Annotated in this window: 27 protein-coding genes; 11 read left to right on the top strand and 16 right to left on the bottom strand. The window is 70.6% G+C overall.

Annotated features, from left to right (window positions below; all coding sequences use genetic code 11):
* Window positions 1-6: 6 nt before the first annotated feature.
* A complete protein-coding gene (locus tag ABD808_RS35995) occupies window positions 7-1,680 on the bottom strand; it encodes a serine/threonine-protein kinase (protein WP_344907146.1) in 1,674 nt (557 codons plus the stop codon).
* 340 nt (window positions 1,681-2,020) lie between these two features.
* Here ABD808_RS35995 and ABD808_RS35990 point away from each other — a divergent pair, with 340 nt between their 5' ends.
* Complete coding sequence (locus tag ABD808_RS35990; protein ID WP_344907144.1) at window positions 2,021-3,568, top strand: hypothetical protein; 1,548 nt, start codon at window positions 2,021-2,023, stop codon at window positions 3,566-3,568.
* A 50-nt stretch (window positions 3,569-3,618) separates the two neighbouring features.
* Window positions 3,619-4,764, top strand: a complete 1,146-nt coding sequence (locus ABD808_RS35985; RefSeq protein ID WP_344907141.1) for a CaiB/BaiF CoA transferase family protein — start codon at window positions 3,619-3,621, stop codon at window positions 4,762-4,764.
* Here ABD808_RS35985 and ABD808_RS35980 read toward each other — a convergent pair.
* Complete coding sequence (locus ABD808_RS35980) at window positions 4,751-4,957, bottom strand: hypothetical protein (protein WP_344907137.1); 207 nt, start codon at window positions 4,955-4,957, stop codon at window positions 4,751-4,753. The genes ABD808_RS35985 and ABD808_RS35980 overlap by 14 nt on opposite strands.
* A gap of 48 nt (window positions 4,958-5,005) precedes the next feature.
* Between ABD808_RS35980 and ABD808_RS35975 the strand changes: the two genes are divergently transcribed.
* Complete coding sequence (locus ABD808_RS35975) at window positions 5,006-5,665, top strand: TetR/AcrR family transcriptional regulator (protein ID WP_344907134.1); 660 nt, start codon at window positions 5,006-5,008, stop codon at window positions 5,663-5,665.
* 79 nt (window positions 5,666-5,744) lie between these two features.
* Here ABD808_RS35975 and ABD808_RS35970 read toward each other — a convergent pair whose 3' ends face one another.
* From ABD808_RS35970 to ABD808_RS35950, 5 genes are all read right to left on the bottom strand, one after another.
* A complete protein-coding gene (locus tag ABD808_RS35970) occupies window positions 5,745-6,998 on the bottom strand; it encodes an aspartate aminotransferase family protein (RefSeq protein ID WP_344907131.1) in 1,254 nt (417 codons plus the stop codon).
* A gap of 109 nt (window positions 6,999-7,107) precedes the next feature.
* A complete protein-coding gene (locus ABD808_RS35965) occupies window positions 7,108-7,767 on the bottom strand; it encodes a GntR family transcriptional regulator (protein ID WP_344907127.1) in 660 nt (219 codons plus the stop codon).
* Window positions 7,768-7,791: 24 nt separating this feature from the next.
* On the bottom strand, window positions 7,792-8,550 hold the full coding sequence (locus ABD808_RS35960; protein ID WP_344907124.1) for a maleate cis-trans isomerase family protein: 759 nt from the start codon (window positions 8,548-8,550) through the stop codon (window positions 7,792-7,794).
* A 29-nt stretch (window positions 8,551-8,579) separates the two neighbouring features.
* Window positions 8,580-9,341, bottom strand: a complete 762-nt coding sequence (locus ABD808_RS35955; protein ID WP_344907121.1) for a maleate cis-trans isomerase family protein — start codon at window positions 9,339-9,341, stop codon at window positions 8,580-8,582.
* Window positions 9,342-9,357: 16 nt separating this feature from the next.
* Window positions 9,358-9,840 carry a DUF3830 family protein gene (locus ABD808_RS35950; protein WP_344907651.1) on the bottom strand — a complete coding sequence of 161 codons (483 nt, stop codon included), beginning with the start codon at window positions 9,838-9,840 and terminating at the stop codon, window positions 9,358-9,360.
* A gap of 308 nt (window positions 9,841-10,148) precedes the next feature.
* Here ABD808_RS35950 and ABD808_RS35945 point away from each other — a divergent pair, with 308 nt between their 5' ends.
* Together ABD808_RS35945 and ABD808_RS35940 are read left to right on the top strand one after the other, a co-directional pair.
* Complete coding sequence (locus ABD808_RS35945; RefSeq protein ID WP_344907118.1) at window positions 10,149-11,165, top strand: D-2-hydroxyacid dehydrogenase; 1,017 nt, start codon at window positions 10,149-10,151, stop codon at window positions 11,163-11,165.
* Window positions 11,166-11,167: 2 nt separating this feature from the next.
* Complete coding sequence (locus ABD808_RS35940) at window positions 11,168-12,562, top strand: amidase (protein ID WP_344907115.1); 1,395 nt, start codon at window positions 11,168-11,170, stop codon at window positions 12,560-12,562.
* On the opposite strand, the gene ABD808_RS35935 is transcribed toward ABD808_RS35940, so the two are convergent.
* Complete coding sequence (locus ABD808_RS35935; RefSeq protein WP_344907112.1) at window positions 12,549-13,562, bottom strand: alcohol dehydrogenase catalytic domain-containing protein; 1,014 nt, start codon at window positions 13,560-13,562, stop codon at window positions 12,549-12,551. The two genes, ABD808_RS35940 and ABD808_RS35935, sit on opposite strands and share 14 nt — an antisense overlap.
* 107 nt (window positions 13,563-13,669) lie before the next feature.
* Here ABD808_RS35935 and ABD808_RS35930 point away from each other — a divergent pair, with 107 nt between their 5' ends.
* The gene (locus ABD808_RS35930) at window positions 13,670-14,365 is read left to right on the top strand and encodes a TetR/AcrR family transcriptional regulator (protein WP_344907109.1); all 696 of its coding nucleotides are present in this window, start codon (window positions 13,670-13,672) and stop codon (window positions 14,363-14,365) included.
* Between the two features lie 173 nt (window positions 14,366-14,538).
* Here ABD808_RS35930 and ABD808_RS35925 read toward each other — a convergent pair whose 3' ends face one another.
* The 7 genes from ABD808_RS35925 to ABD808_RS35895 all read right to left on the bottom strand — a co-directional run bounded on the left by ABD808_RS35925 (window position 14,539) and on the right by ABD808_RS35895 (window position 19,254).
* Window positions 14,539-14,826: a hypothetical protein gene (locus ABD808_RS35925; RefSeq protein ID WP_344907106.1), complete on the bottom strand. Its 288-nt coding sequence runs from the start codon at window positions 14,824-14,826 to the stop codon at window positions 14,539-14,541.
* Window positions 14,795-15,685, bottom strand: a complete 891-nt coding sequence (locus tag ABD808_RS35920; protein ID WP_344907103.1) for an endonuclease/exonuclease/phosphatase family protein — start codon at window positions 15,683-15,685, stop codon at window positions 14,795-14,797. Before ABD808_RS35920 ends, ABD808_RS35925 begins: the two co-directional genes overlap by 32 nt.
* A complete protein-coding gene (locus tag ABD808_RS35915; RefSeq protein WP_344907100.1) occupies window positions 15,678-16,193 on the bottom strand; it encodes an HAD family hydrolase in 516 nt (171 codons plus the stop codon). The genes ABD808_RS35920 and ABD808_RS35915 overlap by 8 nt, the downstream gene beginning before the upstream one ends.
* A 151-nt stretch (window positions 16,194-16,344) precedes the next feature.
* Window positions 16,345-17,328, bottom strand: coding sequence for a hypothetical protein (locus ABD808_RS35910; RefSeq protein ID WP_344907097.1), 984 nt, complete (start codon window positions 17,326-17,328; stop codon window positions 16,345-16,347).
* A gap of 78 nt (window positions 17,329-17,406) precedes the next feature.
* Window positions 17,407-18,189, bottom strand: a complete 783-nt coding sequence (locus ABD808_RS35905) for an SAM-dependent methyltransferase (RefSeq protein WP_344907094.1) — start codon at window positions 18,187-18,189, stop codon at window positions 17,407-17,409.
* 31 nt (window positions 18,190-18,220) lie between these two features.
* A complete protein-coding gene (locus tag ABD808_RS35900; protein ID WP_344907092.1) occupies window positions 18,221-19,051 on the bottom strand; it encodes an SAM-dependent methyltransferase in 831 nt (276 codons plus the stop codon).
* The gene (locus ABD808_RS35895) at window positions 19,048-19,254 is read right to left on the bottom strand and encodes a hypothetical protein (protein ID WP_344907089.1); all 207 of its coding nucleotides are present in this window, start codon (window positions 19,252-19,254) and stop codon (window positions 19,048-19,050) included. The genes ABD808_RS35900 and ABD808_RS35895 overlap by 4 nt, the downstream gene beginning before the upstream one ends.
* 487 nt (window positions 19,255-19,741) lie before the next feature.
* Between ABD808_RS35895 and ABD808_RS35890 the strand changes: the two genes are divergently transcribed.
* The 5 genes from ABD808_RS35890 to tgmC all read left to right on the top strand — a co-directional run bounded on the left by ABD808_RS35890 (window position 19,742) and on the right by tgmC (window position 24,544).
* The gene (locus tag ABD808_RS35890) at window positions 19,742-21,223 is read left to right on the top strand and encodes an NsdA family TPR-like regulatory protein (protein ID WP_344907086.1); all 1,482 of its coding nucleotides are present in this window, start codon (window positions 19,742-19,744) and stop codon (window positions 21,221-21,223) included.
* A gap of 10 nt (window positions 21,224-21,233) precedes the next feature.
* Window positions 21,234-21,788, top strand: coding sequence for a GNAT family N-acetyltransferase (locus ABD808_RS35885; RefSeq protein WP_344907083.1), 555 nt, complete (start codon window positions 21,234-21,236; stop codon window positions 21,786-21,788).
* Window positions 21,789-21,970: 182 nt separating this feature from the next.
* On the top strand, window positions 21,971-22,243 hold the full coding sequence (locus ABD808_RS35880) for a putative ATP-grasp-modified RiPP (protein ID WP_344907081.1): 273 nt from the start codon (window positions 21,971-21,973) through the stop codon (window positions 22,241-22,243).
* A gap of 4 nt (window positions 22,244-22,247) precedes the next feature.
* Window positions 22,248-23,246, top strand: coding sequence for an ATP-grasp ribosomal peptide maturase (gene tgmB / locus ABD808_RS35875; protein ID WP_344907078.1), 999 nt, complete (start codon window positions 22,248-22,250; stop codon window positions 23,244-23,246).
* Window positions 23,243-24,544: an ATP-grasp peptide maturase system methyltransferase gene (gene tgmC, locus ABD808_RS35870; RefSeq protein WP_344907076.1), complete on the top strand. Its 1,302-nt coding sequence runs from the start codon at window positions 23,243-23,245 to the stop codon at window positions 24,542-24,544. The genes tgmB and tgmC overlap by 4 nt, the downstream gene beginning before the upstream one ends.
* Here tgmC and ABD808_RS35865 read toward each other — a convergent pair.
* Entirely contained in the window at window positions 24,541-25,200 is a 660-nt protein-coding gene (locus tag ABD808_RS35865) for a DUF1707 SHOCT-like domain-containing protein (protein ID WP_344907073.1), read from the bottom strand. The genes tgmC and ABD808_RS35865 overlap by 4 nt on opposite strands.
* Between the last annotated feature and the right edge of the window lie 7 nt (window positions 25,201-25,207).

Below are 25,207 nucleotides of genomic sequence, written 5' to 3'. Positions count from 1 at the left end.
CGCCAACTAACTCGGCCTCTTCTTCGCCTTGTTGATGCACGCGGGCGCCGACCATGACACGTCCGGCGCCTTGCCCTCGTTGAGGCGGAGCACGGAGCCGACCCGGAAGCAGTAGGCGGTCGTCGGCCGCAGCCCCGGCACGGTCGCCGAGCGGGAGTCGTGCTTGACCGGCACGATCGGGGCCGAGCCCGCGGGCTGTTGCTGGACGAGCAGCGGCAGGCCCCGCGCCCCGGGCGGGAGCGTCCACAACAGTGCGGCAGTGCGCCCAACCGGCCTGGCGATCAGCTTGCGCGGCCGTGTCGCCGCGAGCTGTGCGGGCGTGATCGGCTCGACCGGGGCGCCCGTGTTCGTCGCTCCCGTCGTGGCCGGTGCGGACGGTGACGGAGACCCCGCCGTCGGGCCCGTCCCGTCATCGCCGCCGCCCCGGGTCAGTGCGAGGGCGCCGATGCCGAGGGCCAGCCCGCCGACGAGCGCGACGCCCGCCGCGACGATCAGGCCGCGGCGCGGACCGTCGTCCGGGTGGTCCTGGGGGAACTGCTGCGGATGCGCGTGCGGCGTCGTGTTCGGCGTGGTGTTGGGCGTGTGCGACGGCGTGGCGTCGGGATGCCACGGAGACGGCGGCGCGGGCACGGGAGCCGGAACGGGCGCGGGCATGGGCGTGGCGGCACGCGCGGACGGCCCCTGCGCGGTCGGCGCCCACTCCGGGACGAGCGGCGGCCCGGAGGCGTCGGGAAACGAGAGCCGTGGCGTCGCCGGGGGACCGGTCGGGGGACGGCTCAGCGACGACGGCCCGGTCTCGGAGCCGTCCGTCCGGGGAGCGGGCGGCACGGACTCGCCGCCGTACGCCACGTCCGTGACCGGCAGTCCCAGCTCGCCCTGCACCCGCTGGAGCGCCCGCGCGAACTCGACGGCCGTCGCGAACCGCTGCTCGGGCGTCTTCGCCATCGCGCGGCCGATGACGTCCGCGACCTGCGGCGGGACGTCCGGACGCGGGATCGGCGGCGGCGCGTCGTTCAGAATTCGCAGCATCAGCAGCGCGATGCCCTCACCGGGCGGGCCCTTGAACGCCGGACGGCCCGCGAGCAGCTGGTACAGGGTCGAGCCCAGCGAGTAGATGTCGGCGCCGACGCCCGGCGAGCGCCCCTCCAGTACCTCGGGGGCGGCGTGGTGCGGTGTGAACGCCTGCGTGTGCGTGGCGTCGAAGCTGTCGACCAGGCGCGCGATGCCGAAGTCGGCGAGCGCGGGCTCCCCGTACCGGGACAGCAGCACGTTCTGCGGTTTGACGTCGCGGTGCAGGACGTCGGTCTCGTGCGTGGCGGCGAGCGCGCCCGCCATCTTCACCCCGATGCGCAGCACGTCCGCGACGGGCAGCGGCCCCTCCCGCGCGAGCCGGTCGGTGAGCGCGCCGTGCTCGAAGTACTCCATCGCGATGTAGGGGCGCCCGGAGCGGGTGGTGCCGGTGTCCAGCACCGTCACGATGTTCGGATGGCCGGACAGCCGTCCGGTGATCTTGCTCTCCCGCTGGAAGCGCCGCATCGCCGCGTCGTCGACGGACCCGATGGACAGGACCTTCAGCGCGACCATCCGGTCGAGGTGCTCCTGGTGCGCGCGGTACACGACGCTGAAGCCGCCCTCGCCGACCTGCTCCAGCACCCGGTAGCCCGGGACGTCCTCGCTCATGCGTGCGGGCTCATGGCTGGGGCCTCATCGGTGGGGGAGTCCTTCTCTGTCGCTCGTCCGGGTCGCGGCGGGGGCGCGATCTTTCGATGTTCCGCTGCCCGGGACGGTTCCCCGGCGGTCAACAGCGTAGTACTTGGACGAAACGGGCGCGCGCCCTTCCGCGCCGCCTTCGTGTCGCCTTCCGTGCGTCCTTCCGTTCCGGAGCCCGGATCGCGAAGAAATGGGACCGGCGTTCTCAACGTCCGACAATCGTTGTCCCAATTCCGTCCCGTGGGCATTCTCGCGCGTCCTAGCCTCAAGCCTCACGACGACGGAACTGGCCCGGAGGGGGTGGCCCGGCATGACGGACGATGTCCTGGCGAATCCGGGAACGGACACGCCGATGACGAAAATGGCTTATGGCGACCTTGTCCGGATGGCGTATTTCGTTCTTCCGGGGAAGGGACGGCGCGTCTACCGGCTGGCGATCGCGCGCCGGATCGTGGACGGCACCGCGCGCGGCGCGCGGGACCGCTCGCCCGCCGGGTACGCGCGCCGCCGCACCCGCGTGCTGCGCCGCGCGATGAGCCCGTCCCGCAGGCTCCGGATCGGGCTCGGGCCGTGGCTGCGCGCGCTGCCCGCGCAGATGCCCGACCCCGTGCTCACCGCCGCGCTCGCCAAGCTGGACCCGGACGTCCGCGTCGCCTACGTCCTGCGCCACATGGAGGGCCTGCCCCGGTACGCCGTCCGCGACCAGCTGATCGAGCTGCGCGTCCGCGACCCGTGGCCGGTGATCCGCGCCGCCGACACCGTGCCGCCGCCCTCGGCCCGGCGTCCCGAGCGGTTCGAGCCCGCGCTGATGCGTCCCGTCCGGCCCCGGTCGGTGCTGCCGCTCGTCACCGCCACCGCCCTCACCGGTGTGCTGGGCGTCGCGCTGGTGCTGACCGGGCGCGACGAGCCCCCGATCGCCGCCCCGCCGCTGGTGTCCGCTGCCCCGGACGCCTGGACGCGCGCCCGCACCCTCGACGCCTGGCCCGCGCGCGGCGACCTCGCCCACGACCGGACGTTCACCACGCGCGCCGCGTCCGCCTGGACCACCGGCCCCGACGGGAGCCAACGTCCCGGCGGCACGGTCCGGCTCCTGTACGCGGGCCGTCTCGACGGGGTGCCCGTCACCCTGATGCGGCGCGGCGACCGGCTCGCCCGGTACACGCCCGGCGGGCTCGACGTCACCGTCGCGGGCACCGACCCGTCCGCCCCCATCGCCCTCGGGGGCGGACGCTACCTCCTCGCCCCCTGGGACGCGCGGCCCGAGACCCTCGCCGGTGCCCCGCTCGCGACGTCGGACGGCGTCACCGCCCCGGCCCGGGCCGCCACCGGCTGCGGCCGTGGCCCGCTGTTCCACCTCGGCGCGCGGACGGTCGGCGACCTCGGCGGCCCGCGCGCCGCCGTCCTCACCTACCACTCGCCCGCCTACCGCCCGGCCCGGACGGACCCGCCCGCCCGTCTCGGCGCGGAAGGCCAGAAGTTCTGGAACCGGCTGGCGTGCCTGACACGCCCGTCCCGTCCGGTGTCCGCCGCGCTGGCGTGGAACTTCTGGTCGGGGCGGCTCCCGCACGGCGGCGACCACGCCGACTGGGTCTGCACCCGCCTCACACACCCCACCGGCGCCGCCACCGCCCGCGCGACGCTCCTCACCGACAAGGACCGGGCCACCGGGCCCTGCGACGCCCGCCGCCCGGCCAGCGGCACCCGGTGGCGCGCGCCGTCCGGCCGCTGGTACTACCTGGCCGCCGCCGGACGCGGGCTCGTCCCGCACGCGGAGGGCGTCCGCCGGTCCACCACGAGCGACCGTCTCCTCGTCGCGCCCGGCGCCCGGTCCGCGCCGGTCACGGTCACCGCCCGCTGACCGGGATCGGGCACACTGGACGGTCCGCCACGAGATTCAGGGAGTCGCCGATGGGCACCGGGCCCCTCTCCGGAGTACGGGTGATCGAGCTGGCCGGGATCGGCCCCGCGCCGTTCGCCGCGATGCTGCTCGCCGACCTCGGCGCCGACGTCATCCGCGTCGACCGCGCGTCGGCCGTCCGGGACGGCGAGTCCACCGGCGGCACCGACTTCACCAACCGGGGCAAGCGGTCCATCGCGATCGACCTCAAGAACGAGCGCGGCAGGCGGGTCGTCCTGCGCCTGGTCGAGAAGGCCGACGTCCTCCTCGAAGGGTTCCGGCCCGGCGTCACCGAGCGGCTCGGCCTCGGCCCGGACGACTGCCTCACCCGCAACCCCCGGCTCGTCTACGGCCGGATGACCGGCTGGGGGCAGGACGGGCCCCTCGCGCCGACCGCCGGGCACGACATCGGCTACCTCGCGATCACCGGCGCGCTGCACGCCGTCGGCCGCGCGGACGGCCCGCCGCAGGTCCCGGCGAACCTGCTCGGCGACTTCGCGGGCGGCAGCCTGTACCTGGTCGTCGGCGTCCTGTCCGCGCTGCTGGAAGCCGGGGCGAGCGGACGCGGCCAGGTCGTCGACGCCGCCATCGTGGACGGCGCCGCGCACCTGTCGACGTTCCTGCACGGGCTCCTCGCGGGCGGCCTCTGGGAGGACCGGCGCGGCGTCAACTTCCTCGACACCGGCGCCCCCTGGTACGACGTGTACGAGACCGCCGACGGCCGCCACATGGCCGTCGGCGCGCTCGAACCGCAGTTCTACGCCGAGTTCCTCCGCCTCCTCGGCCTCGACGGCGAAGACCTTCCCGCCCAGCACGACCGCGCGGGGTGGCCGGTGCTCCGCGACCGGTTCGCCGCCGTCTTCCGCACGCGGACCCGCGACGAATGGACGGCGGTCTTCGTCCCGAGCGACGCCTGCGTGGCGCCCGTCCTGTCGATGACGGAGGCGGCGGAACACCCTTACAACACGTCCCGCGACGTGTTCCCCGCCCTCGCCGGGCACCGCCAACCCGCCCCGGCCCCCCGCTTCTCCCGCACCCCGACCACGACCGACGGCGTCCCCGCCCAACCCGGCGGCCAGACCCGCGTCATCCTGGCGGACCTCGGCTTCGACGACGTCGAGACCCTCCTCAAGGAAGGCGCCGTCAGCCAGGCCTGACCTCCAGCCGTTCCTCCGCCGTCGCGGCAGAGGACGCGGCGGGAAGGCGGCTGGGGAGGGCCAGCGCCACGGCCGCCGCCACGACGAACAGCCCGGCGGACACGCTGATGCTCAGCGCGTAACCGGATTTCAGAGCGGACGGATCCACAGCACCGCCGGTCTGGTGCGCGGCCAGCGTGGCAAGGGAGGCCACACCCACTCGGCGACACCGCCGGATGTCGAGCCGGGAATGATGGGACCCATGCCACAGCCATCCGCCAGGCGGGGCAGGCCGCCCCGCATCTCCCGCGCGGAGATCATCGAGGCCGCGCGCCGGATCGTCGAGGAGGACGAGGGCGTCGACCGGCTGACGATGCGGCGGCTGGCCGGGGAGGTGGGCAGCACGCCGATGGCGCTCTACCACCACGTGCGCGACAAGGAGGAGCTGCTCGTCCTGCTGATGGACGCCGTCGCCGAGGAGGCGCAACGCAGGCCGGAGCTGCCCGCCGACCCACGCGAGCGCGTCATCGTGCTGGCGACCGCGATCCGCGCGTCACTCGTCGAGCGGCCGTGGGCGGTGGAGTTGCCGGCCGCCGACGACCTGATGTCGGTGTCGGCGCTCTGGTACAGCGAGCGCATCGTCGGCGCCCTCGTGGAGTGCGGCCTCACGACCGAGCGGGCCGTCCACGCCTATCGGGCGATCTGGTACTACACGGTCGGGGAGCTGACCGTGCGGACCGCGTCGGCCCGCAGGCGCGAGCGCGACGACCGGCCCACCTACCGCGACCGCGTCTTCACCGAACTCGACCCCGGCGAGCTGCCCACCCTCGCCTCGCTGGCCGGGCGGTGGACCGAGCTGACCGCGCGGGACACGTACCAGGACGGCCTGCGCGCCCTCGTCGACGGCCTCACCCGCGGCTGAGGATTCCCGGCCGGGCCGCGGGTGAGGGTCTCGCGTCGATCGGGCGCGCGTCCGGTGTTTCGGTCAGACGGTCGCGGGGTCAGGACGTGGCGTCGGAGACGGCCGCCGTCCAGAGGGTGAGCGCCTCGTCGAGCTGGTCCGCGGTGACGATCAGCGGCGGGATCATCCGGACGACGTTGCCGTACGCGCCGCAGGTCAGCAGCAGCAGCCCCCGGTCGGCGGCGGCCTTGTGCGCGCGCTGCGCCGTCCCCGGGTCGGGCTCGCCGTCCGGGCCGGTGAACTCGGCGGCCTGCATCAGCCCGAGGCCGCGCACGTCCCCGATACCCGGATGGTCGGCGGCGACCTTGCGGAGTCCGTCGTTCAGCCGGGCGCCCTGCCGGGCGGAGTTGCCGACGAGGTCCTCGTCCCGGATGACCTCCAGCGTCGCGAGCGCCGCCGCGCAGGACACCGCGTTGCCGCCGTAGGTGCCGCCCTGCGACCCCGGCCACGCCTTCTCCATCAGCTCGGTCGGCGCGGCGATGGCCGACAGCGGGAACCCGCTGGCCAGGCCCTTGGCGGTGATGAGGATGTCGGGACGGACGGCGGCGTGCTGGTGGCCCCAGAACCGGCCCGTCCGGCCGAACCCGGTCTGCACCTCGTCCATGATCAGCAGGATGCCGTGCCGGTCGGCGCGCTCGCGCAGCCCCTCCAGGAACGCGGGCGGCGCGGGGATGTAGCCGCCCTCGCCGAGCACGGGCTCGACGATGAACGCGGCGGTGTCGGAGACGGGGCTCGCCGTGGCGAGCAGGTAGTCCAGTTCGCGCAGCGCGAACCGGGTCGCCTCCTCCTCCGACCAGCCGTACCGGTACGCCTGCGGGAACGGCGCGATGGCGGCGCCCGGCATCAGCGGGCCGATCCCGGCGCGGAACTTCGGTCCCGCCGTGGTCAGCGCGGCGGCGCCCATCGTCCGGCCGTGGAAGGAGCCGTGGAAGACGACGATGCCCTGCCGCCCGGTCGCCTGCCGGGCCAGCCGGATGGCCGCCTCGACGGCCTCGCTGCCGCTGTTGAGGTAGAACAGCGAGTCCAGGCCGTCGGGGAGCACCTCGCCGAGCGCGTCGGTGAGCCGCAGCAGCGGCTCGTGCATGACCGTCGTGTACTGCCCGTGGATCAGCGTGCCGACCTGTTTCCGCGCCGCCTCGACCACGCGCGGATGGCAGTGCCCGGTGCCGGTGACGCCGATGCCCGCGGTGAAGTCCAGGTAGCGGCGTCCTTCCTTGTCGTAGAGGTAGACGCCCTCGCCGCGCTCGGCCAGGACGGGAGTCGCCTGCTTGAGCAGGGGTGACAGGGTGGCCATGCGTCCCTCCGGTAGATTGTCGACAATCTGCAATGTAGGTGCCCCGTGGGGCGATGTCCAACGCGCGAGCTAGATGTCCAACGCGCGAGCTGAATGTCCGACGCGGGAGCTAGGAAACGCGCAGGCGGTCGATGGAGTCGGTCATGTGCTCCTCGATGAGCTTGAGCAGCCGCTCCTCCTCGCCGTCGCCGATCGCGTCGACGAGCCGCCGGTGCTCCTCGACCAGCTCGCACGGCTCCGGATAGGTGCCCTGGAGCGCGTTCAGGCACATCCGGGTCTCCACCAGCAGGGTGTGCGCCATCCGCTCCAGGCGGGGGCTGCCCGACGAGCTGACCAGCACCTCGTGGAACGCCTGGTCGGCGTCGCTCATCGCGATCCGGTCGCGTTCGTCGGCCGCCTCGACCAGCGCGTCGAGCGCGTCGGTGAGCCGGGCGACCGCCTCACCCCGGTTCCGGTTCATGATCAGGCGGCAGGCCTCCCGCTCGATCGCGAGCCGGGCCAGGTAGACGTCCTCGACGTCGCCCGCGTCCAGCGTGATCACGAACAGGCCGCGGTGCGGCTCGCTGACGAGCAGCCCCTCCTGGACGAGTCGCTGCATCGCCTCGCGCAGCGGCCCCCGGCTGATGCCGAGCCGGGCGGCCAGCTCGGCCTCGCCGAGCTGCGCGCCGGGCTCCAACGACCCGTACATGATCGCCGAACGCAGCTCGTCCGAGACGATCTCGACGGTCGACTTGCGGGGGACAGGTTCCAGTTCACCCAACTGGCCCATGCCGGGGGCCCCTTTCCTTCATCGCTATTCGATATGTCGTGCCTGCTCCGGGGAGACGGCGAACAGCCGACCCAGCCCGGTGCGCGGCGTGAGACCCCGCTGACCGGACGCGAGCCGCAGACCCTCCCACACGCTCACCTGGTTGGCGGTCAGGACCGGCTTGCCGACCCGCGTCTCCAGCTCGTCGAGCCAGGACACGGTGTGCAGCGCGGTGTCGGGGACGAGCACCGCCTCGGCGTCCGGATGGTCGTTGGCCGCGACGAACGCCAGCACCTCGTCGCGGCCGAGGGTGCCGACCTCGGCGGCGGTCACGATGCCGCGGCACGACAGCGCCACGACCTCGATGCCCGCGTGGCCGAGGAACGCGGCGAACCGGTCGGCGACGTCGGTCGGGTAGGTCGCGGCGACCGCGACCCTGGTCAGCCCGAGGGCGCGCACGGCGTGCACGAACGCGAACGACGTGCTGGACGACGGGACGCCCGCCGCCTCGGCGACGCCCGCGACCTGCTGCTCGGCGCCGTCCCAGCCGAACACGAAGCTGCCGCTGGTGCAGGCCCACACGGCCGACTGGACGCCCTGCTCGCGCAGCGCGCGGGCGCCGTCGGCCAGGACGTCGGGGCCGCCGATGTCGAGCAGCGCGTCGACGCGATGGGCGTCCTCGCGCATCAGCGTGTGCACGACGGGCAGGCGGACCCCGCCGATGGCGCTCTCGATGGCCGGGTAGTCGTCCTCGGCGCTGTAACCGGGGTACAGGAAACCGGCGCTCAACCCGTTCTGATGCATGGAGTCGACAATCCTAACGCTCGTGGCGGTCACGCCGCCGTGTACGGGGCCAGTGCCACCAGCGACTGCCCGGGACCGGCCGCCGAGCGGCCCATCGTGCGCAGCGCCGTGCACATCGTGACCTGGTTCGCGGTGAGGACCGGCTTGCCGATCATCTGTTCCAGCGGCGCGATGATGTCGTAGGTCGGCACGTTGGTGCAGCTGATGAACACCGCCTCGGCCTCGGGGCCGTCCACCGACGACACCGCCGACACGATCTCGCCGTACCCGACCTTCCAGATGTGGCTGAGCAGCCCCATCCCGACGGACGAGACGACCTCGATGCCGTACTCGCGGAGGAACGACACCAGCCGCTCGGTGACCGCGTCGATGTAGGGGGTGACGACCGCGATGCGCTTGACGCCGAGCAACCCCAGCGACTCCACCAGCGCCCCGGACGTCGTCGTCGACACCGGCGCGCCCGCCGACAGCATCGACCGGTGCAGCTCCTGCTCGCCCTCCTTGCCGCGGATGAAGCTGCCCGACGCGCAGGCGTACGCGACGGCGAGGGGCTCGGGGGCCAGCACGTCGCGGGTGGCCTGCCGGACGATCGACTGGTCCGACAGCGCGGACGCCATCTCGACCGTGACCGGCACCGGGACGTAGGGGAGCCGGGTCATGTACAGCGACACGTCGTCGGGCGTCCACCGCCACAGCTCACGGTCGAGGGCGAAGTCGAACGGCGCGACCACCCCGATGCCGTGCTGGGCGAGCAGCTCGGGGCCGACGACCAGCGTGGGGTCGAATGTCATCTGCGCTGCCACCGCTCTAGGACTCGGCACGGCTGTAGACGAGACGCTCGCCGATTCCGCCGGACCGCCAGACGTCGTTGCACGCCTCGGCCATCCGGTCGAGACCGTCGACGATCGTCGCGTACACGTTGCCGGGGACCCAGCCGACGTCCCCGTTGAGCAGCAGGTTGTTGCGGCCGTAGAAGATCGCTAGGTCGATCACGCCCGGCAGCGCGTGGATGTTCTTCTCCTCTTTGAACTTCCGGTCCAGCATGCCGCCGGGGAACGAGAAGTAGACGACGTCGCCGGGGATGGGGGTGACGGTGGGGTTCTCCTGGCCGACCTCCTCCTCGGAGAACCGCTCGACCATGGTGTACACCTCGTTGCGGGCGTACTTGGCGTGGTATGCCTCGCCACCGAGGGGCAGGGCTCGCCAGACCGCTTCACACGTGCGGGGCGCGTCCTTTTCCAGCAGCTCCGCGACGCACGAGACGCCGCGACGCTCCAGGGTGATGGTCATGAGCTTGGGCATGCTGGACCTCCCCATGAACAGGGGTGGGCGAAAGCGTCGCCACCCGAAGGACTCTCCATGTTTGTGGGGGGGAACACCCCCCCACGCCCCCCGAGAGGGGTTCGTTAGAGCGCTCTGGGATCCGTCCTGGCCTTGCTGGGCAGCGGTTGCGACGGTCTTGCAGCACACGTTCTCAGTGCGATCACCGGGGCCGTGGTGCATCGCGCTGATTGTTGACAATCCTACGAACGCTTCCTAGCGTGTCAATGCCTCCCCGTATTCCCTTTAAACTCCGCACTCCTCTGGAAGTGGCGCCGATGGAGCACGTCCAGCCCGCACCCGGCGGCCCGCCCGACGTGGTGGTGCTGACCGGGGACGTCCCGCCGCCCGGCATCGCCGCGGTGGAGCGGCTCGCGCGCGTCCGGCTCGTCCGCGAATCCGGCCTGGCGGAGGCACTTCCGGGCGCCGACGTCCTGTTCGTGTGGGACTTCCTGTCCGACGCGCTGGCCGCCGCGTGGCCGTCGTCCGGGGGCCCCGGCTGGGTGCACATCGCGAGCGCCGGAGTCGACCGGCTGCTGTTCCCCGCCCTCGTCGAGGGTGACACGATCGTCACCAACTCGCGGGGGGTCTTCGACGAGCCGATCGCCGAGTACGTCCTCGGGCTGGTGCTCGCCTTCGCCAAAGATCTACCCGCGACGGTCCGGCTCCAGGGCGAGCGCCGCTGGCGGCACCGCGAGACCGAACGGATCACCGGGGCCCGCGCCCTGGTCGTCGGCACCGGCCCGATCGGGCGGGCCATCGCGCGCCGCCTGTCGGCCGCGGGCCTCGCCGTGGCGGGTGTCGGGCGCACCGGCCGCGACGGCGATCCCGACCTCGGCACCATCCATCCGATGGACCGGCTGGACGAGGCGTTCGCCGGGGCCGACTATGTCGTGCTCGCGGCGCCGCTCACCGACCAGACCCGGGGCATGATCGACGCGACCGCGCTGGCGCGGATGCGGCCGTCCACCCGGCTGGTCAACGTCGGACGGGGCGCGCTGGTCGTCCAGGACGACCTGGTCACGGCGCTGCGCGCGGGCCGGATCGCGGGCGCGGCGCTCGACGTGTTCGAGGACGAGCCGCTCCCGCGGACCTCGCCGCTGTGGGACATGCCGAACGTCATCGTGTCCCCGCACATGTCCGGCGACGTGGTCGGCTGGCGGAACGAACTGGTCCGGCTGTTCGCCGACAACCTCGAACGCCACCTGTCCGGCCGCCCGCTGCGCAACGTCGTCGACAAACGCCTCGGCTATGTCGGCACCGACTCACACGCCGGTTCTCACCAGAGGGGGTAGCCATGTCCGACGCGGCCGACCTGACCGCGACCGAGCTCGTGGACGAGTACGGGTCCGGGGCGCTCTCCCCGGTCGAGGCCGCCGAGGCCGTCCTCGCCAGGATCGGGCGCGACGGCCCCCGGCTCAACGCGTTCTGCGTCGTCGACGAGGAGACCACGCTCGACATGGCCCGCGCCGCGACCGACCGCCGCGCGCGCGGCGCGACCCTCGGGCCCCTCGACGGCGTGCCCGTCTCGATCAAGGACATCCTGCTCACCCGGGGCTGGCCGACGCTGCGCGGCTCCGCGACCGCCGACCGCTCCGGCCCCTGGGACGAGGACTCCCCGGCCGTCGCCCGCCTCCGCGAGCAGGGCGCGGTGTTCGTCGGCAAGACGACCACGCCCGAGTTCGCGTGGAAGGCCGTGACGGACAACCCGATCGACGGCGTCACCCGCAACCCGTGGGACGTCTCCCGCACGCCCGGCGGGTCGAGCGGCGGCGCGGCGGCGGCCGTCGCGGCGGGCATGGCGCCGCTCGCGCTCGGCACCGACGGCGGCGGCTCGGTCCGCATCCCCGCCGCGTTCACCGGCATCTTCACGATCAAGCCGACCTACGGCCGGATCCCGCACTACCCGGCGAGCGCCTTCGGGACGCTCGCCCACACCGGCCCCATGACCAACACGGTCGCGGACGCCGCGCTGCTGCTCGACGCCGTCTGCGGCGCCGACGGCCGCGACTGGTCCGCGCTGCCCCCGCCGGACTTCGCGTTCAGCGAGGCGGGCCCGGACGACCTGACCGGCCTGCGCGTCGCGTTCAGCCCCGACCTCGGGTTCGCCCAGGTCGACCCGGAGATCGCGGCGTCCGTCGCGGCCGCCGCCGAGGCGTTCACCGAACTCGGCGCGAAGGTCGAGCAGGTCGACCCCGGCTTCGACGACCCCGTCGAGGACTTCGAGGTCCTGTGGTTCGCGGGCGCCGCCAAGGTCGTCGAGAAGCTGACCCCGCGGGCCCGAGGATTGCTCGACCCGGGCCTGGCGGAGATCTGCGAGCAGGGCGCGCGGTACTCGGCCGTCGAGTATCTGACCGCCACCGCCCGCCGGATGGAGCTGGGCCGCCTGATGGGCCTGTTCCACGAGCGTTACGACCTGCTGCTCACCCCGACGATGCCGATCGCCGCGTTCGAGGCGGGGCACGAGGTCCCGCCGGGGTGGCCGTCCCGCCGCTGGACGAGCTGGACCCCGTTCACCTACCCGTTCAACATGACGCAGCAGCCCGCCGCGAGCGTCCCGTGCGGGCTCACGTCCGGCGGGCTGCCCATCGGCCTCCAGGTCGTCGGCGCCCGCCACGCCGACGCCCTGGTGATGGCCGCCTGCGCCGCCTACGAACGGATCCGTCCCTGGCAGCGCCTCACGGGAAGGTGATGACCGCTCGGCCCTGATGGACGCCCTCGTCCATCTCGGCCAGAATCCGGGGCGCGTCGTCCAACGTGACGGGCGTGATCTCGGGGACGATCCCGTGCGCCACGGCGAAGTCGAGCGTGTCGCGCAGGTCGTGCGGCGAGCCGCACGGCGTGCCCATCACCCGCTGCCGCCGCAGCACCAGCGGCAGCGGTGAGACGGCCACGCCCTCACCGCCGAACCCGAGGTAGAGAAGCGTGCCGTCCGGGCGCAGGCCGTCGAAGGCTGCGAGCCCCGTACCGGTGTCCGGCGCGGCGTTGACGATGAGGTCGGCGCCGCCCCAGGCCCGCAGCGCCTCGGCCGGGTCCCGCTCGCCGGACGCCACGAACAGCTCGGCGCCCTCGGAGATCATCTCGGTCTCGGCCCGGCGGGACCGGGACACGACGGCGACCCGCGCGCCCATGGCGGCGGCGAACCGGACGGCCATCGCCCCGACCCCGCCGGTGCCGAGCACCGCGACCCTGGACCCGGCGACGGCCCCGGCCCGCCGCATCCCGTTGAACGCGGTGAGCCCGGCGCACATCAGCGGCGCCGCCGCGACCGGGTCGAGACCGGCGGGCAACGGCACGACGAACCCCGCGCGGGCCACGAAGTACTCGGCGTATCCGCCGTCGACGTTGACGCCCGTGGCCTGCGTGGGCGACCCGGTGCACAACACCTGGTCGCCCCGGGCGCACTGGTCGCAGTGCCCGCACGACCCGTACAGCCACAGCGCGCCGACCGGCGTCCCGATCTGCGGCCAGTGCACGCCGTCCCCGAGCGCGACGACGACGCCGCTGATCTCGTGCCCGGGCACGGTCGGGAACGACGCGAACGGATAGTGCCCGCGCAGATGGTTGACCTCCGAGAAGCACATCCCACACGCGGTCACCTTGACGAGGATCTCGCCCGGCCCCGGTTCGGGCAGTTCCCGCTCGACGACCTCCAGCGGCTTTCCAGGCGCGTTCAGAACAGCGCTGCGCATGCCGGTTTCCCCCTCCGTTAGGGCGATAGCGTTGATATATGAGTAACTATAGCAACGATAAGCCAGACCGCAAGCGGTGCTCAACGAAGGTCTGTAACATTGATGTCGTGACTGCTCAGAAGGACCGCGACACCCGCGAGCGGATCATCCGCACGGCGGCCAGGCTGCTCTCCGAGGCGGGCGGCGAACCCGTCTCGACCCGCGCCGTCTGCGCCGCCGCCGGGATCGGCGCGCCGACCCTGTACCACCACTTCGGCGACAAGAAGGGGCTGTTCGACGCCGTCGCCGCGTACGGGTTCGAGCGCTACGTGGCGGCCAAGCGCGCCCAGGTCGGCACCGGCGACCCGGTCGACGACCTGCGCCGGGGCTGGGACGTCCACGTCGAGTACGGCCGTACCAACCCCGAGTTCTACTCCCTCATGTACGGGCAGCCCGGCAAGACGTCCCCGGCCGCCGAGGAGGCCCACGCCATCCTGGTCGAGCTGATCGACGCCATCGCCCGCGCCGGACGCCTCCGCGTCCCCGCCGACACCGCCGTCCAGATGGTCGGCGCCGCCGGAGTGGGCGTCACCCTCGCCCTGATCTCCGGCACGAACGACGACCTGTCGACCAGAACCCGCGAGGCCGTCATCACTGCCATCACCGTCCCCCACAAGGAGGCGCAGAACGGCACGCCTTCACCGGCCGCCCGCGCCGTAGCCCTACGCGCCGCCCTCCGCGCCGACCCCCCACCCGGCCTGACCCCCACGGAAGCGGCACTACTCGGCGAATGGCTCGACCGCGTCGCGGGCGCCGCGTCCTGAGCAGCCTGGCCAGACTCGGGGCGCCTTCTCAGTCGGTCAGCCGCACAGCTCCGGAGGGCAGCAGCTCTCGCCGGTCATGGTGACCCTCCAACGAAACATGGTGAGTCCAGCGGGACGCGACAGGTGTGGTGCCGCAGCCCGGGTGTCCGCCGTCAACACCGGGCAGCGGGATCTCAGTGCCGCTGGCCAGCGTCGATCGACCGCAGAGCATCGACGATCGCGTCGGCGGCCTCGTCCGGGTCGGCGGGAAGCTGTGTCCACGGGTCCGTCTCGCGGTCTCGCAGCTGGTAGTTCGCACCGTTCCACGTCGCGGTCCATGGCCCGGCGTACCCACAGGTGACATGCACGTGCGACAGGCCGGTCTCCCCGTCGCGGACGATGGACAGGGCGAACTGGGGGGCGCGTTCCCGGATGGCGGCGTGCAGCCGCTCAGCCGGGCTGAACGCTTCGGGTACCTGCATGGAATCCTCCGGGGGTTGTGGGGGTGGTGTGGGCGGGCGGCCTCGGCGTGCTCCGCCCGGCCGCGGTCGGGATGGTGAACTCGGCCCACGCGGGCCGGTGGTCGGACAGGTCGTCCGCGCCGCACTCGACGCCGTACCCGGTGATCCACTCGTCGGGAACGGTCGTATGGATCCGATCGGCGCGGTAGGCGATTTTGTGGTCGCCGTGTCCGACGGTCGGGGTGGGGTCGCCCCAGTGCGCGCCGACGTCGTGGAACCCGGCGGCGGCGAGTTCCCCGGCGGGCAATGTGTCGAGCTTTTTGGCGACCTTGTACGGGTCGAGTCCCGTGGTGTCGGGGGCGTCGTTGATCGCCACGGCGTTGAAGTCGGCGACGTAGATGGCGTCCAGGTGTCGGTGGACGGTGGCCATCTCGGCTTCGGCGAGGCGCGTGGCCGGGCTGCTGGGCGCTGAATGGCCAACCAGGAAGTGCAGGGGCCGGGGGCGTCCGGCGACTCGTAGCCGGGTGTTGGTGAGTCCATGGACCCAGGGCGGCCCGTGCAGGTGCTCGGTCCGTTCGACGGTGAGATCGTCGTTTTCCCGCACGAACACGGCGAGGTCGAGCCGGTAGAAGTTCGAGCGACCGACGAAGTGGTAGGACGTCCCGAGTTCCCGCGCGATCTGTCGCGCGCGTTCGTGCTTGCCCTGGCCCCAGCGGGCTTCCTGTAAGCCGATCAGGTCAAGGTCGAGGGACGCGAGCAAGGCGACCTGGTCCCGGAGGCGGGAGTCGGCCCCATGCCCACGGTCGGGACCGCCGCCGTCAAGGCCACCCTCACGCAGGTTGTAGGTGGCGACACGGATGGTGATCGGCCTGTCAGGCATGTGTGATCTGCTCTCCGGTGAGAAGGACGGGCAGGTCTCCGATGTGTCTGATCACGGCGGTTCGTGGAGGCAGCTGGGTGCTGACTGCGATCGGTCCGAGCAATACGGCCCGGATGCCAAGTGCCGCTGGCACGCAGACGTCGGTGTCGATGTTGTTTCCGCAAACGACCAGCTCACAGGGGCCGATCCCGAGGTCATCCAGGACGCGCCTGTAGAAACGAGGGCTGGCCTTGTTGAGGGCCATCTCGTGGCTGAGGTAGACCCGGTCGCAGAACAGCCCGTCGACCCCGGCGGCTTTGAGAGCCGGGCGCCGGTCCTGGCAGGCCAGGGTGTTGGACACCAGCGCCAGGATGATTCCGGCGGCGTCCAACTGCCGGATGACGACCTGTGCGGCGCTGCTGACCGGCCGCATGCCCAGCTCCGGGTCTACGTCGTCGGCGCTGCTGGTCAGGGTGAGGCCGTAGTCGACGGCGACGTGGGTAATCGGGCCGCGACGGACCTTGCTCATGGGTGTCGCCTCTCGATCTGGGGAACGGGTCGCGTGTCTTGCATGCGGTTGTCGGGGTTGAACCGGGTTCGCCCGGCCGGAGACCAGAGGATAGAGACCGCTTTACGGGCCGGGCTTGGGTCGCGGTCCGGTGTCTCCGGCCGGGCGAGGATCAGGTGCGCGGGGAACCAGACGACCCGGGGGTCCGGCTGGGAATGCGGGTGGTCAGCGCCGCTCGTACGGAGAAGGGCGGATGGGGTGAGAACAACCACCCGACCGCGGTCAGCGCCCCGGACACGCCGCGTGGACGTGGGCGGGCGCTGCGCACCAGAGCCCAATAGCAGCGGGCGACGTCGGGGCCGACCGCTCGGGCGGCGACGACATCGGCGACGAGTTCATCAGCCCACTGCGTCGCAGTGACGACTACCCACACGGCGGGGGCGACCAGGATCAGCAGGTGCGGGGGCATAGTCAGGCCCAGCGCCAGCCATCCGGCCAGGAGTGGCGCGCCCAGCAGTCGATGCGGGGTCCGTGACCCGCGGCGAGCGTGGTGCGCCTCGTGGGCCAGGACGAACGCAGCTGCTTTGGGCTCGGCCAGTAGCCGTTCACCGAACATGAGTATCGGGTGCCGCCGGTAGGGGATCAGCGCTGCCGAGAGTCGCAGTGGCGCGCACTGGCAGCCACCGGTGTCGATGGTGCACGTTTGTTCGTGCTGGGGCTCGGGCCGCATCGCGTACAGGTGCACGACGTCGGCCGCACGGAACCGGTTGCGGATAGTGCGTTGAACAGAACTCAGGACGGCGCGGATCTCGGGCGACTGATCGGCCATGAGCCGGTGGCGGTAGGCGTCGGCGCTTGCCCAGTCCACGCCTGGAGGGCCAGACCGGTGTGCGTTCCTCTCGGCCAGCACGATGCCGCCGACGACGAAAACGGCCAAGACGCCGCTCAGCACCGTACCCATCGAGTAGGGCAGTGCATTGAGCAGGTCGGCGATCCCGACTCCGACGGGCAAGAGCACCAGCGGCGCTGTCGGTATCAGCGCGCCGCGCCGTCCGCGGCCTGGCTGCCCGGTGCGCATGAAATCCTCGAAGTCGGCCAGCGGCTTTGTGTCGGTTTGGCGGGTGTGGGCGGACGTGGACCGCGTTGTCTTGGTCATCGTTTCGTTTCGTTGTCGGCGGTATCGGGAGGTCGTGGGCGGAGCAGGGTGATATACCGCTGCCCGCCCGGGGTCGTGCTAGGTCTTGCGGGCGACGCCGCAGAACTGGAGGACCTCGGGCGGAGTTCCGAAGGGGGAGTGGTCGGGGCGCCAGCGCGAGCAGGACACGACGCCGGGGTTCAGCAGTTCCAGGCCGTCGAGGAAGCGCGCGAGCTGCTCGGGCGTGCGGGTGACGGTCGGGGGACCGCCCATGTCCATCACCAGCCGCATGGCCTGGTGAAACCGCTCGCCGTGCAGCGCGGCGGTCGGGTGGGCGATGGCCACGTGGCTGCCCGGCGCCAGCGCTGCGACCAGCCTTTCGACGGTGGCGAGCGCCTCGGTGTCGTCGACCAGGTGGTCCAGGATGCCCAGCAGCAGTAGCCCGATCGGCCGGGTGAAATCGAGCGTGATGGCGGCCTGGTTCAGGATGGTGTCGACATCGCGGGCGTCAGCGCCAATGGTGTCGCAGGTCCCTTCATGGCTGCTGTAGAGCAGCGCACGGGCATAAGCAACGACCAGCGGATCTTCGTCGACGTACACGATCCGGGCATCGGGCACGACCCGCTGGGCGACCTCGTGGGTGTTGTCAACCGTGGGTAGCCCGGCGCCGATGTCGAGGAACTGACGGACCCCCGCCTCGCCCGCCAGATATCGGACCACTCGGCTGAGGAACGCTCGGTCGTGGCGGGCGGCGTCCACGATCTCAGGCAAGATCGTCGCGACCCGATCGGCGGCTCGCCGGTCGATGGGATAGTGATCCTTGCCGTTCAGCCAGCGATCCCAGACACGGGCCGATTGCGGAACCTCGGTGTTAAGGACCACCTCGTCCCTGTAGGCGGGCTTGGCATGGAGGTCATCGAGTCTGGGCATGCGGTTCCTCCATCGCGGTCGGCTGTGGGAGGACGAGAGCCATGCCGACGACGCGGACCGTCTCATACGACGCGCGCCGGTAGGTTCCGTCGGCCGACCAGAGCTGAACGTCGACCAGGCCAGGCGGGTCAACGAGGGTCCAGCCTTCCGCGAGCGCGCCGATCTCCTCCTCGTCGCGGAAGGTGATCGAACTGCTGCCCCGTTCGTACGCCTTGGTCATCCCGTGGACGCGGTCCGCGCTGGTGCGTGTCTTGGTCGCGTGCGACACGATGACGACGCTGCCGGGCGCCAGCCGTTCCCGAAGTCCCGCCATCACGGCGACCGGGTCGTCCACGAAATGCAGGACGGCCGCTAAGACGATCAGCGTCGGCACGGCCAGGTCGACGCGGCCGACCAGCTCCGGGCGGTCGAAGATGCCGTCGAGATCGGTGACGTCGCCCTTGAGTACCTCTTGGTATCCGCGGCGCAGTGCTCGCGCATGCGCGAGCACGACCTCGTCATTATCGACGGCGACCACCGTGGCGTTCGGGTCGGCCTGGTGAACGCAGGTCTCGACCGAGGGGAGCGGGACGTCATCGACGATGCCGACACCAAGGTCGAAAACCTGCCGGATGCCGAACTGCTCGACGGCCCACTGTGCCGCGCGTCCGGCGAAGAGCAGGTTCTCCTTCGCGACCGTCGGCGCGTCCGGTGAGGCCGCGATGATGGCTTCGGCGGTCTTCCTGTCGACCTCTCCGCAGTCTCGGCTGCCGAGGAGGTAAGCGTAGACCCGGGCCCGGGAGGCGGAAGAGTAGTCGAGGCCGAGAGGTGTCATGACCCGGCCGCCGCGAGCTTGGCGTCCAACTCCTCGGGGGAGTCGGCGTCCACGTCGACGATCTGGGTGGGGTCCGAGTCCCTTCGCCGTAGCTTTGGGTCTAGGAAGGCCCACCAGCGGCCGACGTCGGTGTGCACGATGCTCCAGTTGGGGTGCGCCTTCGCCAACATGGCCTTGGTGGGGTCGGCAACTTCTGCGGTCATGATCATTTCCCTGGTGTCGAATATGGGGTTCGTGCGTGCGACCACGACGTCGACCCTCCGCGCCGAGTCGGCGCGAGCGCTCGGTGGCTGGCGCCGCAGCACGGTCTTGTCGTCAACGGGTGCACCTGCCCAGTCCCGGTCTTCGAGACAACGAGTGAGGCCCCGGAGCGGAAGCGTCGAGCCGCACACGGGGACGTCTGGTTAGGACAAGCTCAGCGTTTCGGGCTCCGGTGCCACTCATGGCTACCTTTCGAGGCGAGATGCACTAACCGGTTGATGTGGAGTTAGTGAACGCGCTTTCACCCCGACAGTCACTAGGGCTGGAGACATAATTCTTATGTACGCATCCAGCTCTCTGACCTGGGGATTTGTCGATGCTAGAGGCCGTCCTATGTCACGCGGACGGGCCGCGTCCGAAATGCGGGGTTGCCGCACCTGGTCGCGTCGGGTGACTCTGGAACGGGAGACCATGAAAGGGAGGAGCCTGGTGGGCGCGTGGAGCAGACGCGACATTGGTCGGCTACGTGAGCAAATGACCCGACAGGGCCGTGACTCCACCGAGATCGCGTCCGAGATCCGGGTGCGTACGGGGGTGGCGATGCTGGCCGCCTATCGGATGGCCGCTGGGCTGTCGCAGCCGGTACTGGTGGAACGCTTCTGTGAGGCAGCACCCGGTGCCTTCATGGATCAGCCGTTGTTGTCACGGCTGGAGGGTTTTCCGGGGCCTGGAAGCCGGGCGCCCCTGGCCACGCAGATCATCACGTTGGCCTCGATTTTTGAGGTGTCCCCTCTACGGCTCTTGGCTCCAGACGCCTTGGACCAGATGGAGCAGCATGAACGGGATGTGCTGATCAGATGCAACGTCACTTCTCCTCTGCGCCCTCTCACCGGCACAGCTCACCCCGCAGCACCGGAAACGTCCCGGCACTGGCCGCTGGCGAATCCCCGTATGGAAAGGCAGGTTCAGATGGCGGCGCGTAGGGCCATGCGGTTCGGCACCAACGCCGAGGGCGGCAACATCGGCCCAGAGGGTATTGATCAGCTCCGTGATGATGTCGCGCGGTTGGCTAGGGCCTACCCGCAGCGGCCATTGCCGGAGCTGCTCGGAGATCTCACCGAGCTGCAAGACGTCACGTTCGGCCTACTCGAAGGCCAGCAGCGCCCACGTCACACCGCCGAGCTGTACTTGCTCGCGGGTGTGTTGTCCGGGATCTTGGCCAAGGCCAGTCACGACCTTGGCGATTCGCATTCAGCGCTGACTCAGGCCAGGACAGCCTTCATCTGCGCCGACAACATCGACCACGCCGGATTGAAAGCCTGGACTGCGGGACTGCGGTCGATGATCTCCTACTGGGCCAGCCGACCGAACGACGCTGTCCGGTACGCCCAGCAGGGCGCCGATGCGGCGGCGGCCACCCACGGAACAGCCTCAGTGTGGTTGATCGCGCAGGAGGCACGCGGTTGGGGGCTGCTCGGGGACGCCGACCAGTGTCGTGCGACGATTCAGCGCGCGAATGAAGCACGCGAGACCGTCGAGCACGATGAACTGGACGAGTTCGGTGGCATCATGACCTTTCCCGTACCCCGACAGCTGTACTACGCCGCCGATGCGTCGATCTGGCTACCGGGAGCGGAGGAGGATGCTGCGCGGCAGGCGGAAGCCGCTATCGGTGCCTATGCGGAGGCTGCTGACCTTGACCGGTCATTCAGCGATGAGGCGGGGGCCCGCGCCGACTTGGCGCTGGCGCGCGCTGCCCAGAGCGATGTAGAGGGTGCAGCGGAGGCGCTGTCGGATGTGCTGGATCTCCCAGTCGATCAAAGGATCGAGGGGATCGTCACCAGCGTAAGGCGAGTACATCGCCTCCTCCGTGAGCCTCACCTACAAGGGCCCGCCGCGAGGAGTCTTCAGCAGGAGATCGAAGCTTACGCGCGAACACCGGCAGCTGCGGCACTGCCGACTGGCCGTTAGCCTCCTGGTCATGTATCCGGTTTTCATCACCGGCGAAGGCGTGAGCCTCCGCGAGTTCACACCCGATGATGTCGATGCGGTCTTCGCGGTATATGGGGACCCGCTGGTCGTCGAGCACCTGTCGTTCGACCCTCGTACACGCGAGCAGGTGACCGCGACGCTGACCAGCGTGATCGAAGCGGCGAGGCAGAGCCCGCGGCGCGAGTACTCCCTTGCCGTTGTGGTCGGCGGCGAGGTGATCGGGTTCGCCCGGCTCGCGGTCGATGCCCAGCATCCCGGGCAGTCCAGTGGCCAGCTCGGGTTCGCGCTGCGCGCTGATCGGTGGGGCCAGGGCCTTGGTCTGGAAACAGTCCGGCTACTCCTGCGGCTCGGCTTCGGGGAACTGGGGCTTCACCGGCTGTGGGGTGCGCGTAGCCCGGGCAACCATGTGTCCGGGCAGCTGATGACCAAGCTCGGAATGATCGAGGAGGGTACAATTCGCGGCCATATCCGTGTGGGTGGGATTTGGCGGGACTCGGTGGTACATTCTATTCTCGATGACGAATTGATGGCCGTCGAACAGTAAAGTAGATCTTCAGAAATGCCGCTTCCTCCGGATAGTTCATGAGGGTGCCAAGCGCCTTTGTCAAGGTGGACGGGGGATGCGCAATGGTGATACAGGTGGCGGCTGTTGACCGTTACCGTGATTTCCTTCAATCTCGTATTCAGATTGGGCTATGTTCCCGCGTTTTAGGAGGAGGATGAGCAGTGAACGATCATGTCGATACCGCAGGGGTGCCGTGGGGCTGGGGCAGGATGACTGAACGGCTTCCCATTGGCCCGGTGCCGTACACAAGGGTGGAGTTGGACCCGATCACACAGACCAGCCGCTTCTGCAACGACGCGGACCAGATCGTCGAGATGGGCAAACACGGCACGAACAAGACCAAGGGCACAGCGACGATGTCCGGCGGCGGCGACGGTGACAGGCCCCAGCAGCAAACACAGGACGACAACACCACCGATTACGAGCAGGATTGAGCCGGTGGGGCAGCGGGCCGACATCGGCCGCACAGGGAATCACGGCGAAGCGGTGCTGGTGGTCACAGGTCTGGAGGATGTGACTGCTGACCTGGTCATAGCCGCGCTGAATGATCGTCAGGTCCCGGTCGTTCGGGTCGACCCTGCCGACATCGGTTCGCAGAAGGACGCCTTGGCCTTCGCCGCCGATATCGGCGGCGAAAGTGACCGGTGGGAGGGGCTACTGCGGACCGGCAGCCGACGTCTTGACCTGACTCAGATCCGGTCGATCTACCATCGACGGCCCGGTCGTTGGCGGTTCGATCACTTGGAACCGCGTGCACGGGAGTTCGCGGTCCGGGAGGCACAGCACGGGCTGGCCGGGTTACTGGCGCACCTACCGGTGCCGCAGTGCAACGCACCGGCCGCGACCGCCCGGGCTGACTACAAGCCCGCTCAGTTGCAGGCCGCCGCCGAACTCGGCTTCAGCGTTCCGGAGACTCTGATCACCAACGATCTGGCCGCAGCGCGAGCTTTCGCGGCCAAGCATGCTCCGGTGGTCTACAAGACGTTCCGCGGCGTCCCGCCCGCCGACGGACAAGCCGGAGCGATCTGGACCCAGCGGATCGCTCCGACCGACTTGGACGACTCCATAGCGGTCACCGCCCACCTGTTCCAGGCAGAGATCGACAAGGTTGCCGACCTGCGCGTCACCGTCGTCGGCCGCCGCGTGTTCGCCACCGCGATTACCGGCCCCGGCAACTCGCTGGACTGGCGCTCGGCTGACTGGAACCAGTTGAACTACGAGCCATACCAGCTCCCCGACTGTCTGGTGCCACTGTTGCACGCCTATCTGGACCATTTCGGGTTGGCCTTCGGCTGTTTCGATCTCGCCGTCGAACGGGATTCCGGACGTATCATCTGGATCGAGTGCAATCCGAACGGGCAGTGGGGATTTCTTCCTGACTCCGATGCCATCGCTGAGGCGTTTGCCGCCTTGTTGCAGGCAGGATGGACGCCATGACCGGCACTCCCGGCCAGACTGGCCCCGAAACCGCCGTAGGAACCGAAACGATGAGCGCCCAGGCCATTGACGCTGCGGCCGAGCCGCTGCGCGCGGCCCTGGCCGACCAACTCGCAAGGACCGGACTTTTGGCCGACCCCGCGTGGCGGCACGCGGTCGAGACCGTTTCCCGACACCGGTTCGTTCCTGGCTTCTACGCCCAGACTGACCACCGGGACGAGCACGGCCTGGTCGTCTGGGAACCCGTCACGGCGGCGACCGACACCCGTCGATGGTTGAAGGCCGTTTACACCGACACCACACTCATCACGCAGTTCGACGGCGGCGAACCCGATTGGGGCCACCCGGTGACCCGTGCGGGTGGGGCGCCGACGTCATCCTCCACGCTGCCGTCGCTTGTGCTGCGGATGTGGATGGATGCCGACCTCGACGATGGGCAGGATGTCCTGGAGGTCGGTACTGGAACCGGGTACTCCACCGCGCTGGCGTGTGAACGGCTCGGGGGCCAAGGCGATGTGACGTCGATCGAAATCGACCCGCACCGATTGGAACAGGCCGCGGCCGCCCTGTACGGGGGCGGATACTCCCCGGACCTGGCCGTGGCGGACGGGTTGTACGGCTACTGGCCTTCAGCGCCGTTCGACCGGATCGTCGCCGCGTGTTCGGTCCGCACCGTGCCGCATCCCTGGCTTGCTCAGACCCGGTCGGGCGGGAAGATCCTTGCCACGTTGTCGGGGTGGCTGTACGGGTACGCCCGCGCTCTCCTCACTGTCACCCGTGACAGTGGCGGCGAACCCACCGCTGAGGGCCCGCTTCTGCCGGGCACCATCTCCTTCATGGCGGCCCGTACCCACAACCGTCCCGAACCCGGGAACCCCGCGCACTGGGCCGCCCTCACCCGCGACGCCTCACCGCGTCCAGCACGGCACGCCCCCAGCCGCGTGGACGAAGCCACCGAGGAGGGGTTCTTCGGTCGGTTCCTCGCGCAGTTGGCCGTCCCCGACGTCCAACTGGCCACCGAGAACACCGTCGATGGGCCTGTGCTGCACCTGGTTGACGTCACCACTGGTTCGGCCGCCACCCTCACCCCAGACCACATGGTCCGTCAGGCGGGACCCGCACGATTGTGGGACGCTGTGGAAGCCACCTGGGATGCCTGGGACCGAGCTGGCCGTCCCGGTCCACAGACCTTTCGGATGCGCGTCGCCCAGGGACGGCAGACCATCATTCACACAGAACTGAAAGACCTTGCCTTTTCCCTGCCCAGCAATCCGGGTAGTCCTGTTCCGGGGCCTTAACCGGCCTCGGGGTGTTCTAGTTCCTTTGTGCGTTGTTTCTGCTTCTTCGGCTTGCGGCGTTTCACGCCTACGCCGCCCCAGAAGGCGAAGCCCTTGATGACGACCGTGGGGGCGCCGGGGGCGCCGGGGCCGCTCGCGCTGTTGTCGAAGCCGCCCATGATGCCGAGGCCCTTGACGTGGACGGTGAGGTCGTCGGGGACGATGATCTCGAAGCCGCCCATGATGGCGATCGTCCGGATCGTCGTGGTCGGCTCCTCGAACCGGGCCTCGCGTAGGTCGATCTTGCCGCCGCCCCAGAACGCGAACGCGCGGAAACGGCGGGGGACGTTCCACACGCCCGACCGGCGGAACCCGCTCATGATGCCGATCCCCGTCTTCCAGGACGGGGCGCCCTCGACCGGGCGCCGCTCCACCCCGGCGGCCGGGGACGGCGCCGCCGACGTGCCCGGCGCCGGGAGGTCGCGGGTGATCGGCTCCAGTTCGGCGTAGGTTTTGGCGGCGTACACTGCGTCCAGCCGTTCGTCGAGTTCGGCCAGGGTCAGCCGCCCGTCGCCCGCCGCGTCCTGAAGCACCCGCGCGACCCGCTCGCGGTCGGCGTCACCGGCCCGCATCTCCGGTGCGCCGGGCGATCCGGTGGGTTCGGGGAGGTTCGTCATACACAAA

It is taken from the genome of Actinomadura meridiana (assembly GCF_039537545.1).
GTDB lineage: Bacteria > Actinomycetota > Actinomycetes > Streptosporangiales > Streptosporangiaceae > Spirillospora > Spirillospora meridiana.
This window is presented reverse-complemented; position numbering and strand designations above follow the sequence as displayed.